The sequence below is a fragment of the Sporomusa aerivorans genome (assembly GCF_041428895.1).
Lineage (GTDB): Bacteria > Bacillota > Negativicutes > Sporomusales > Sporomusaceae > Sporomusa > Sporomusa aerivorans.
This window is the reverse complement of the sequence record NZ_CP156926.1, coordinates 2,125,203-2,137,609: the sequence shown is the minus strand read 5'-3', so window position 1 is coordinate 2,137,609 and position 12,407 is coordinate 2,125,203. Positions and strand designations below refer to the sequence as shown.

Annotated in this window: 11 protein-coding genes; all 11 read right to left on the bottom strand. The window is 38.9% G+C overall.

What is annotated here, in order from left to right; all coding sequences use genetic code 11:
* Window positions 1–190 precede the first annotated feature (190 nt).
* Window positions 191–1,771 (bottom strand): methionine--tRNA ligase, encoded by a 1,581-nt coding sequence (metG, locus tag SATMO3_RS09760; RefSeq protein WP_371380454.1) that lies wholly within the window; start codon window positions 1,769–1,771, stop codon window positions 191–193.
* A 196-nt stretch (window positions 1,772–1,967) separates the two neighbouring features.
* Window positions 1,968–3,179 (bottom strand): DUF362 domain-containing protein, encoded by a 1,212-nt coding sequence (locus SATMO3_RS09755; protein ID WP_371380452.1) that lies wholly within the window; start codon window positions 3,177–3,179, stop codon window positions 1,968–1,970.
* A 53-nt stretch (window positions 3,180–3,232) separates the two neighbouring features.
* Window positions 3,233–4,342: a hypothetical protein gene (locus SATMO3_RS09750; RefSeq protein WP_371380450.1), complete on the bottom strand. Its 1,110-nt coding sequence runs from the start codon at window positions 4,340–4,342 to the stop codon at window positions 3,233–3,235.
* 59 nt (window positions 4,343–4,401) lie between these two features.
* Window positions 4,402–4,725 carry a pyrimidine/purine nucleoside phosphorylase gene (locus SATMO3_RS09745; protein ID WP_371380449.1) on the bottom strand — a complete coding sequence of 108 codons (324 nt, stop codon included), beginning with the start codon at window positions 4,723–4,725 and terminating at the stop codon, window positions 4,402–4,404.
* A gap of 537 nt (window positions 4,726–5,262) precedes the next feature.
* Window positions 5,263–5,445: a hypothetical protein gene (locus SATMO3_RS09740; protein ID WP_371380447.1), complete on the bottom strand. Its 183-nt coding sequence runs from the start codon at window positions 5,443–5,445 to the stop codon at window positions 5,263–5,265.
* Window positions 5,446–5,514: 69 nt separating this feature from the next.
* Complete coding sequence (locus SATMO3_RS09735; RefSeq protein ID WP_371380445.1) at window positions 5,515–5,754, bottom strand: hypothetical protein; 240 nt, start codon at window positions 5,752–5,754, stop codon at window positions 5,515–5,517.
* A gap of 213 nt (window positions 5,755–5,967) precedes the next feature.
* Window positions 5,968–7,332: a diguanylate cyclase gene (locus SATMO3_RS09730; protein ID WP_371380443.1), complete on the bottom strand. Its 1,365-nt coding sequence runs from the start codon at window positions 7,330–7,332 to the stop codon at window positions 5,968–5,970.
* A gap of 306 nt (window positions 7,333–7,638) precedes the next feature.
* On the bottom strand, window positions 7,639–7,821 hold the full coding sequence (locus SATMO3_RS09725; RefSeq protein ID WP_371380442.1) for a DUF255 domain-containing protein: 183 nt from the start codon (window positions 7,819–7,821) through the stop codon (window positions 7,639–7,641).
* A gap of 319 nt (window positions 7,822–8,140) precedes the next feature.
* The gene (locus SATMO3_RS09720; protein ID WP_371380440.1) at window positions 8,141–8,989 is read right to left on the bottom strand and encodes a hypothetical protein; all 849 of its coding nucleotides are present in this window, start codon (window positions 8,987–8,989) and stop codon (window positions 8,141–8,143) included.
* Window positions 8,990–9,945: 956 nt separating this feature from the next.
* Entirely contained in the window at window positions 9,946–10,683 is a 738-nt protein-coding gene (gene istB, locus SATMO3_RS09715) for an IS21-like element helper ATPase IstB (protein WP_371371064.1), read from the bottom strand.
* Window positions 10,680–12,188, bottom strand: coding sequence for an IS21 family transposase (gene istA, locus SATMO3_RS09710; protein WP_371371065.1), 1,509 nt, complete (start codon window positions 12,186–12,188; stop codon window positions 10,680–10,682). Before istA ends, istB begins: the two co-directional genes overlap by 4 nt.
* Window positions 12,189–12,407 lie beyond the last annotated feature (219 nt).

Genomic DNA, 12,407 nt, shown 5'->3' with positions numbered 1-12,407 from the left:
AATTTAATTTTTTCTTAATTCGGGAAACACACGGGCGAAACGGCGGAATCACCCCCTTATTACTTAGATTATTATATTCATTATTATGATTATAATAATTAACTATATACAGAATATCATGACAACTTTCGTCTGTCAACCACAAAAAACAAAGAACGAATCACATAATCGCGATTCGTCCCTTACGATTTTATTTTTCTTGTTCATGATATAGATGTATCTCTGCAAGTTTCTTAACTTCGTCAATTCTCGCAAACAACGGTTTGGTTTCATTCATTGCAGTCCCAACTATCGTTCCGGTAAAGGTTTTTACAGAAACCCAATCTGTATGCTTGGCATTAATCTGCTTTTGTATCTCGGTTGCCGTGTCAGGAATAAAAGGTAGCAACAGTACCGAAGCAATCCTGATGCTTTCCATTAAGTTATACAACACCGTAGCCAATCTTGCTTTTTTGCTTTCCGTTTTCGCCAGCAGCCACGGCTCGGTTTCATCAATATACTTATTGCACCTTTTCAATAAGTTAATGACCTCATCCAAGGCTTCGGCCACCTTGCATTCGTTCATCCTTGCCTCAACTCGGGCAGGGGTTTCAAGTGCAAGTACAATAAGCTCCTCGTCTATGTCCTCCCTATGGGACGGAGCAGCGACAACACCTCCGAAATACTTGTTTACCATTGCTATTGTCCTATTTACCAAATTACCCAGCGTATTGGCTAAATCAGTGTTTATTCTGTTAATCATGCGTTCGTAGGTAATGCTGCCATCCTGGGCAAAAGGCATTTCTTTTAACAAATAGTATCTTACGGCGTCCACGCCAAAAAATTTAACAAGCTCCTCTGCATAGATTACATTACCTTTTGATTTTGACATTTTGTCCGCGTCAATCAACAGCCACGGATGCCCATATACCCGTTTAGGCAATTCCAAGCCTAATGCCATGAGCATTATCGGCCAATATATTGTGTGAAATCTGACTATATCCTTGCCGATGATTTGCAAATCAGGCGACCACAGCTTTTTGAACAAATTGCCGCTTTCACCATAAGGATTGTATGACAAAGCCGTAAGATAATTCGCCAGCGCATCTATCCAGACATACACAACATGTTTGCAGTCAAAGGTTACAGGAATTCCCCAATCAAAAGAGGTTCTTGATACGCAAAGATCCTGAAGACCCGGCTTTAAAAAATTGTTGATCATTTCATTCTTTCTAGACTCCGGCAAAATGAAGCCAGGATTATCTTCAATATGCTTTATCAACCGATCAGCATATTTGGATAATTTGAAAAAGTAGACTTCCTCACTAGCTAGTTTTACTTCACGTCCGCAATCCGGGCAATTCCCTTCCACCAGTTGCGTTTCGGTATAGAAAGATTCGCAAGGTGTACAATACCAGCCTTCATAAGCACCTTTATAGATATCTCCTTGCTCATAGAGCTTCTGGAAAATTTTTTGGACAATCTCTTTATGCTGCTTATCGGTGGTGCGAATGAACTGTGTATAGCTAACATTCATAAAATCCCAAATACGCTGTATCTCAGCAGCAATTTTATCCACATGTTCTTGCGGTTTTACACCATCTTTTTCCGCCTGTTCCTGAATCTTCTGCCCATGTTCATCAGTTCCGGTAAGAAAATAGGCATCAAATCCTGTCAACCTTTTGAATCTTGCGAGAGAATCGGCCAGTACCGCCTCATACGTATTTCCTATATGGGGAATTCTTGACGTATAAGCAATTGCTGTTGTAATAAAAAATTTATTGTCACTCATCGTATTTACCCCTTTTACAATTCTTGCAGAAACTTTTCCCACAGCACAAAAATTTTCGTAAGACCGAATAGTTATACCAAAGTCGAGAGGAGCGCTCCTCTCGACTCAGCCTCAAACCACTATAAAAACTTTAGGATTTCAGCTTAATGCCAGGTCTGTATCTGTCTGATATTTCCCATACTCAGAGATATGCAAATTAGTCATTTGCTCCTTCTTCAGTTGCATATCTTCTGCCGACTTCCAGCCTATCTCCCGCGACAGCGCTTACTACCCAGATATTATTGGGAGGACAACCCTTTACATGTGTTCCGTATTTCTCCAAATGCCTTGTACATAAGCCGACCAATATCAAATCTTCTTTCTTTACATCTTTCGGAAGTTTCTCTTCCGGCAACGGCCCGATGACAATGGTCTTGCCCTCTAGTATCCATTCTATTTTATCGTTCTTCATATCCATGATTGCACTAATCAGCGTGGTTTTGCAACCGGTACAGGCACGCTCATCTTCAAGTTTTGTAAAAGGCGGAACGCCCTCTATTTCGACCTCACTGGCGCGTTTAAAATGACGCTTTACACTGGCTATTGATTCGCCTTTTACTTCGATTTTGTCAAGGTTCAGCTCACCTAAGCCGCGTTCATGCGCTATTTTGGTTATTTTAACATCCTGCGGCTCATAGCCCATGAGTGCCGATCCAACTGCATCGGCTGCGACAACATCCTTTGAGGCGACAATTACTCCCAGCTCGACCGGTTCGCCAAATACTGGGCCAAGGCCCTCCTGGCCGATCGTCCCATCCATGATGGTCAACTTTGGTTTGAGACATTCAATGATATCTACCACACCTTCGAAAACACCAAGCGTATGGAACTTTTTCTTCTGTTTATCCTGAATCAATCCCTTTAGATTCTTAATTCCCAGCGTTACATCAGTTTGGTCATGTGTCTTCATTATGGGTACACTGACGATAACATCGGCTTTGGCAACTAATTCCCAGGAATCCAAGGTTTGAACAATTTTACCATTTTCTATCCTTATTTCCTGACGAGTTGCCTTTTTCAGATCAACTACCTGATACCCTTGTTCCCGCAACTTGTCATACTGACCAAATACGATTACCTTTTCGGTATCAACACCGGCTGCAGAAGACTCGGCAATCACAGGTTCTGCTCCCATTTCTTTGACAACATCCGCAATGGCCTTACATATTTCATAACGGGTAATGGCACCGGACAGCCGATCTTTTCCCGGAGCTACCAGATTAGGCTTAATCAAAACCAAATTACCTGGCTTTACCGTGTCAGCCAAACCACCGATCAACTCAAGGGACTTTCTTACAGCTACATCAATATCCTTTTCAGTGTTTCCAGTGGTTTTTACTATCGATACTACACTTTTAAGATTACTCATGATTTCTCTCCTCCTTGTTTAGGCATATTTATAAAATATTTAATTGAGAACCGTTAGCCATTAAAGTCTGCGTTAGTTTTACCATACTTATCTTTTAATTGTTTAACAATCATACATACTAAAAAGATAATACCTACATACCCTGAAATAGGATATAAAGTATTTACCAACACATCAAAAGGAATTACCTGTCCAAAAAGCATTCCAATCCCTGCAAGCACTGTTGAAATAATATAAAATTTTTTAGTTCGATCCTCAGCAAACTTTCTAACAGTTCCCCAAAGATAGGAAGTCGCCGTTGAGTAAATACACAAGATGATTAATACTGAAAATGTCGCCCCCAAGATCGGGGAAATTTTTTCAGCAACAACTAATGTAGGAACTTGCTTGCCGACAATGGCTTGAATATTCATCAATTCAGCTACAACGAGCATAAAAACTGAAAACATAAATCCGCTAATGCCAGTAACACCGGCAATAATTGATTCTTTTATATTTGTAGCAGATGCTCCGCAAGCGACCATAAATGGTATTGCAGTCATAACATAAAGACACGGATATATTATTCCTGCCGTCACCCAATTGGATGAAGCTTTTTTTAGTTCTAATGTTGGTATTATCTTGTCAACTTCCAAAAATGCTGCCGGAGAGGAAAACATAGCAAGGAGAGCAGGAACGCCCACTATTACTATAAATAGCACTTTAACTGGGCCAATCAGGCCTATTATGTTTATAAGCTTGTCTATTCCCAGCACCACAGTACCTAGCGTAAGAATGCCCATAGCCCAAACGCCGGCATAAATGGGAACTCCGTAATATTGATTAATTGTCGCACCCGAGCCAGTCAGCATTATCATAAACACTCCGTACATTAATGCCACAATATACCAAACAAGAATCCGACCTAAAATTTTTCCGCAATAATATTCTAAAATATCATACGGATCATTAAAATTCTGCTCCTTTGCTACCTTATAAATTACGTATGTGAAATATATAAAGAGAATCCAAGACATTGCTATTGATACAAGCCCCATGGTTCCAAGAGATGTAAAAAATTGCAAAACTTCCTGCCCTGATGTAAACCCAGCTCCCATGTAACACGCACATAAAGATCCCGCGAGAAGAAAAGTTTTTTTCCAATTAACAGATTCTGTTGTCAATTTTTCAACTCTCCTTATTTCCTGATTATTCTTGCCCATTGGGTAATGAGATTTTGATCTTAATTCTTATAGTAATCGCAAAGATATTCAACGACCTCGTAACATCTGATGTTATAGTTGCTGTTAGCGATGACCTCAAATGAATCAGGTGCACTCACTCTGCGCCATTCCTTTTCCGTTGGCAGAAGTATTTCAGCAGTCCCTGCAATCAGTCGTACAATTTCTCTGTCTCCCACGGAGAAGGTATAAGTGCCAGGTGTGATAACACCGAGGGTGAATCTTGTTCCGTCCTCTTTATAGCAACTTCTGCTCGACACGCGACCATCAAAATACACGTTTGCTTTTGAATCAACCGAAAGGTTTTTTAAAGTCTTTTCTATCATTTTAAAAATCCTCCTCTTATCAATTTCCAATCTCTTCCTATACCCGTAACCCAATATGATGGTTCACCCACTGCCACTAACAACAATCACATAAAAAGCAATCATAAATCATCAAGTCATACCGTCCATTTAACACCTCTCTTTAATTAAAAACATAAATATTCGTCATTTTAAAAATATATATTAAAATGGTACTCCGTACACACCAGAATATTTCCTTATCGACGGGGCACCATAATCAACGTTATTATTATATATATCATTATATTAATTATTATGAATTATATACAGAATATCATGACAATTTCCATCTGTCAACTACAAAAGCAAGGAGCCGTGTTGAAACGTAAAAGTTTCAGCACGGCTCCTTTCACTATTTTAGACTCTCTAATCAGTAGAAATTCGGATTGATTTCATGTCAAAAATAAAAAGCTACCACCTATGCGTTGGCGGCAGTCAATTTCCTCATATTATGAGCTATTTCCGAAGACACTTTTGACTTCAATCGGCCGTAGGCTGCGCATTTGCAAGCCATATTCACTGGTTAGATGCGCCTTTGTTCATTTCCTCGCCTGTCTCATCGCCGGCTACAAAGCCTGCTAATGCCGATTCGTTTAATGTTGGCGGATGATCAATGATGACAAAATCGACTTCTTCCAATCGATCATTTTCGAGATAATGAAACAAGATTCCCTCACTGCCCTGAAAGTCAAAATGCACAATATCTTTGCTTCCTGGAATGAGGTATAGGTTCTCTACGACTTCTAAGGAAGCATTATCCAGACTGCATTATTGCCGGAGCAGGTGAAAGTCGATTTTCTTTATCCCAATGAAACACTGGAAGTGAAGACTCTTTCTCTCCAATATCCCAATATCCCAATATCGTTTTGGAAAATGCATTTCTGCATGTTCTGCGTTACATATATTCATAAAGTGCTTTCCATTCTTTTTAAGTGCATTTGCAATTACATCAAATATCTTTAGATTTTCTTCATCATTTTCAAGATAGCCAATTGCACCATTTTTCATGAACATGGCACCTTTGTCATGTCAAAATGGAACCAAAATAGAACTCTGGCTTCACGAGCATTTCCATCTTCCAGTACATGCTATTAACATATCGCTCAAATCCATAATTTATTTGACTTGGTAGCTTATAAGAATTAGTCAATAAGGTGACCAACGACCGTTTATAAAGTAAGTGCCTATTTCCGCCAACATTCTTATTTTATAGACGATAAATTAAAAAACTTCGATAGTATTGCGCCCACTGGCTTTTGCTTTATAAAGAGCCTTATCTGCATTACTAATAAATTCGAGTACCTTATTACTTGGTGAACATTTTGTAGTTGCAACTCCCAGACTAATTGTAACATAATCAGAAACCGTAGAACCATTATGGTGAATATGTAGACGCTCAACACCTATTCGCATTTTTTCAGCAATCACTTTCGCACCTTCTATATCTGTTTCTGGCAACATACAAATAAATTCTTCCCCTCCATACCGGGCAATAATATCTGCAGGACGACAAGCACTGCCGGCTAATACTTTCGCAACTTGCTGAAGACAATTGTCCCCGCAAAGATGTCCATAATAGTCATTAAATTTCTTAAAATAATCAATATCAATCATAATAAAAGATAACATTAACCCATAACGTGATAACCGATCATACTCTAAAGACATTATTTCATCGAAATAACGCCGGTTAGCCAAATTAGTTAATCCATCTATATTACTTAATACTTCAAGTTTTTTAATCGCACTTTCCAGTTGTTCTTCGATTAGTTTTCGCGAATGAATATCAGTAAGCATGATAAATGATCCAGTATAGTAACCTTCATCATCCATCATAGCTTTTACAGAAATAATCACCCAATGCTTCGATCCATTTTTCCTCCGTAAATATCTCTCATATATTGCATCTTCTTCCCGCATTTTTTTTTGTAGTTGTACCACAAATTCACCCAAGTGTTCTTCAAATAATAATTGTTTGAAACTGTTTCCTATTAATTCTTCTATTTCATAGCCAAGCATAACCGCTAATTTATTATTAACAAATGTAATTATTAAGTCACGGTTCAAAATTAAAATTCCCTCACTGGCAGTCTCAACAATGAATCGATAAAGAGCTTCGCTCTCTTTTACTTTTTCCTCTGCTTTTTTTCGGTCAGTTATATCAGTTCCAAGAACAATAAACGAACTAACATTTCCTTTATTATCAAATTCAGGTATATAGTCCACCTTAACCCAACGCTTCCCAATTGATACATCAAAATAATGTTCATAGGTTTCAGCCTTACCCATTCTAACTTCTTCAATATATCTAATTGCATTTTGGTAGTTTTTCTCGGGAAGTATTTCATTCATATGGCTACCTATAATTTGCTCCCGCGGAATATTATATGCTCGGGCAAACGCCTTATTAACAAATTCATACTGTAAAGTACCAGCATTAATATATGTTATATAAACAGAAATGCTATCCAATATAAAATACAATTTTTTATCCAATTTCTTTTTAAGCTTTCTTCCCTTCAAAATATGTAAAATATCTTCTATCTCGCCGTCAATATTTCTATGTGAGAAACATTTTTGTGCCAAACATCTCACTCCTTACACGATTAAAGAAGCCATCGCGCCTATCTATGATTTAAGCAATTTTGTTTATATTTTTTGTTTAATATGAATGCAAGATATTAATATCTCTTAGTGATGCTAATAGTTAGCTTCCAAACCACCGCTAACATAATTTTACCCGTTAGGATACTGTTCAAATGAAAATAGCCCGAAGGCTTTCCCCTAGGGCTTCATTGATATCTTTATGATAAATACATTATCGTAATTTGTCAAATTATAGCTTTTAATAAAAACTTTGTCTAGGTTTTGCATGAACATGAACATATTCCTTTAATGTACATGACACCAGTGGCACGTACTATAGCCACAACTAAAAAATACTGGTTTATCCTCTTCTCTGGCCTTGGCAAACGCTTCTTCGCCCCACGGATACCAATCTATCGGATTATGCGCGTGCTGCAATAAATACGGACTCTTCTCATTCGCCAGGTGGTTAACGTGCTTCTCAGACATTCGCTTCACCTCGTTTTCATAGCTATCTTTTAGGATTTGCTTGAGGGTGGGTTTACATACGCAAAATAACGGATAGTCATCTATCCTCAAGTCATTATCCATCCGATCATATAAATCCGATCAATCAACAACTTAAATGCTTGATTCTCTTCATTGAGATTAATCCACACCACCATTAAAACAAGAAATCTACCTCAAACTTCCGGCAATGATTTGCCAAAAGTTCCGTAATCTTCATTTGGGTTCAATCACATTACCGATTATCTATTTGATAATGTTTACAATTAAAATTATGAATTTCCTATGCATATGGAAGCAATTAAAACGGCATAGCTTCTAATATCAAATTTAAATCATTCTTATAGTTAAATACCCCTTTATTAGTTATAAATCTAATACCATAATAGCCGCTAACATCATACCGTGTTTTAATCTCATCACCACACCATTTCTCAGCAAGTTTACGTGTTCCTATTACTTTAATTTGAGCCCACGAACCCGAGGGTATTTTAGATACTGGTGATTTAATGAAGTAACAGAATTTATATGGTGGAAAATCTGAAGTAGTTTTAGGACATTCATTACTATCCTGAGTAAAATTCCAATCATTCCCAGAATATAAATAAATGCCTTCAATATCAGGCGATGATCTATTAGAATTATTATGCATACTAATTCTAAACTCCACAGAGGCAAGAGCCCTATAATCATCAGTAACCAAAGTGCCACTCTCTTGAGTAACAAGTTTAATCTGGCTTTGTCTTATATTTTCCACTTCGGTTTTTGCCCATTCAAGAGTTTTAGCCAGTTCATCTTGAAGTTGTGTTAGAGTACTATAAACTATATGCCGCCGCTGTTTTAAGTCAAATGGTATATCGCTCGCATTATCAGTAAGAAGAATACAGATTTTCTCTTTTGCATGAGCATAACCAACTTCGTAAAAAACATTAGGGTTTTTCCCTGACATATTTGCAATAATAATATCAGCTATATCTATTTGTCTATAGATACGTTCAAGCATACCTTCATTAAATATCTGCTCGTCTAGTCGTTGTGCTTCAATCCCGACTCTTGCAGCTGCAGCTTTTATTCCTAATTGATAGATATCATTGAAACTATCCGCAAATGGCATTAATACAAAAGCAAATATTGGCTTATGAGATGACAATATATTTACCTTCTTTCCATCTACTAATCTTCTCTACTTCGCCCCGCATCTACCAAATTCCCCAATAAGTTAAAGTTGGATTAACCTAAGTAGAAACTGGATTATTCGCCTTGTTTCCTTGGCCTAAACACCTGCGTCAATCCTATTCCTCGTTCTTAAGATTCTGTTAATATTCGAGAACCTCCTGCTAAATAAATACAAATTTTAGCAGGAGGTTCTCAATTTATTACATTTGCAATTATTTATATAAAATATCCAACCTCAAACCAATATCTTCCCTATCATACACTATTTTCTCAATCAACAACTTAAATGCTCGATTTTGTTCATTAGGATTAATAGCATTAGTCCACAGTGACTTAAAATAGGAAATCTACCTCAAACCTCCGTCAATGCTTTGTCAAAGGTCCGTTATAAATTTAACTATAAAACCATATTCTGTCTACTCTACATAATCGGGTGAACTTAATTTTAAATGACTTATTAAAAAATTATCATTTAATGATATGAATTGATTTATATCATTAAATCAGCGACATTGCAATAAATCTATTAAAATCAGGTTTCTTCCAACTAAGGAAGTATTGTACTATGCCATTACCAAATATGCACAAAATTCCAAATGTCATTTAGAAGAATCCAGAATGTCACCTGGAAAAAATCCCAAATGTCTCGCATTGCTAGATTTAATTATTACTAGAACTTACTATTTCTCACTACGTTCGAAATAGTAACTGCGAGACAAGCTCGCAGTTAAATCGTGCTTCTTTTTTTAAAAAACAAACTAGCTGTTAATCACTGGACAGAAACTGGAACGAGGTGGAAGTTCTTCAGACAATACTTGTTTGGGTTTCATCATTAAAATAGCTCTTGATACAAAAAAGATATAACTTAAATGATTACTTGTAAGCAGTCAATCAAAATGCAGAGTTTTCCGCCACAAAGTGCAGAGTTTTTCAAGTAATACTTTTGCGGTGCTTTAAGCGATAACTGTCACCAGTCATATTGATAATCTCGCAGTGGTGGATTAGGCGGTCAAGAATGGCTGTTGTAATCGTTGCATCGCCAAGGAACTCAGCCCACTCGTCGAACCCTTTGTTTGATGTAATAATCATCGAAGTACGCTCGGCCATAGAAGACACAAAGCTAAAGAATAAATTAGCCTCTGCCGGGGAGAGTGGCATAAACCCAACTTCGTCAACAATCACCAGAGCAGCCTTACTTAAATATCTGAGTCGACGTTTGCTGGCTCTGGAAATTTCGGACGTTTTTAGAATCTTCATAAGGGTATCCAAGGTTTCAAACGCCACTGCATAACCCAAGTTCAGCCCCTTCACCGCCAGGGACAAAGCAAGATGGGTTTTACCAACGCCGGGAGGCCCCAACAAGCAAACATTGTATGCTTGTTCAACCCACGTCATATCACTTAGCCGCAACATCTGTTCCTTGGAAACACTGCGTTGAAAACCGAAATCAAAAGAATCCATGGTTTTCTCAGCAGGCAGGCTTGCTCTGCGGCGGCGTAGCAGATTCTGTTTTTGTACTCGAAGCCGTTGCTGTTCCAGTAAAAACAGTTCTACACTCTCCACGGGTGTTAGTGAATTTTTACCTGCAAAAAGTGCTTCAAAATCCACGGGAGTCATGCGTAAATCAGAAAGTAGTCCAGTTACCCGGTCAATTGGCCGCATCATCATCGGTCACCACTTTCCTTGGCATAGACATCAAGCGAGCGCTTTTGCGTTGTCACATGATACTTTGCATTGCTCATCGGAAGGGGCAACTCTGGCGGCTGGGGTTGTTTAAAGGCATTGTGTTCCAGATAGTCTTTTATGTAATTCGCGCTGTAAAGGTTACTGTACTGGCAAAAACCTACAGCTTCCAGGACAGCGTCTACAGCATATTGGTCGCAGAGCGTATGGATCAGCTTAAATTGATCTCTGGCATACCGGGATTTCTCTGTACGGATCGTTTGGAGAAAGTCATCCGCCTTGGCAAGAAGAAGCGTACCCAGTGCAACCTGCATCTGGTTCAGAGAGCTGGTTCTGTCGCGCTGGTGGCTTCTGCTTTGGATGAGCAGACCCCGACCGTTGGAAATGCGATGTTGGCAAATGCGATCGCCAAATACAGTCTGAATGTATAAAATGCCATCTTTGGGCACAATACAAACCTCTTTTTGCGCATTGTAAGTGCCAAGTGGAACGGAATAACGGTTGCTGTCATAAATAACGGTATTGTCCTTGCGGACAGTTCTACATAGGTGAGCGCCGTTATTTTCTGCGCAATCGACCAGCGGCCGTAAGTATTCCCGTTCTTCGGCAAATACTTCGGCAGGCACACGCTTTGTTGTTCCGTGAATTTTTGCGTTTGCGGTACGCTCCAACCAATCCAGGCAGCTGCTGTTTAGAATATCATCATCCACGTAAAGCCGGTTTTCCAGAAAATTGCCTTTCACATATTTCACGGTGCTTTCCACCTTCCCCTTGCTTTCAGGGTCAGCACCACGGCACATATAAATACTCAGTTTGCACTCCTGCCGAAGTTTTTCAAATTCATAAGTATGTATGATATCACCGGCATTTTCTGCCACGCAAACGATACTATCCTGGTCAAAAACCATCTCTTGCGGCATTCCGCCCATATACCTGAAGCATTGGTGACATACTCGCACCAAATCCGAAGCGGTGTAGGGGCGGCTCTGTAATTCGGCATATTTAAAACGGGAATGTGCCAGAACAAAAGCTGCAGCATAGACCTTGATGCGGCCACCGTCTACATTTTTCAGCCACTTCTCGCCAAAGTCTACTTGCAATTGCTGCCCCATTGGCAATTCAGGAACAGCTGCATAATCTCGTTGATTGAGTGCTTTGCGCAGATCATACTCATTCCGCAGGTTCTTTACATACCGAGAGACCGTTCGTTCGCTAAAGGTCGCGCTGTAGTGTTCTTTTAACCAATCACAAACCTGTGCTGCGCTAAGCGTAGGATAATCCCGTAGCCAGCTGATGATTGTGTCCTGGTAATCGTCTAGCAGCCTGACCTTGCAGACCGTGGCGACATTAGATTCATACTCATCCACCGTCATATTCCAGTAGCGGTCCACTGTTCTCCAGTTGATGCCAAGACTTTTCGCCACGGTATCTTTTCGGAATCCGCGTTCTTTTAGTTGATGTATTTTGCTATACACAGAATATCCCTTCATTTCTAGCAGCCTCCATACTCAGCGTGCTTCTATTGTATCAGCTGACTGGAAACTGTGTAGTTATTGGCGAAAAACTGTGTGCTTTGTGGCGAGAAAGTTTGTAGTTCTACTGGCTTAAAACTCTGTATTTTAGTTTACCATTTACATTACTATTTAAAGACATATTTTGATTTATACTGCGCTTTTATAGTTTCGTGGTAAAATTACCATTTATTCCAA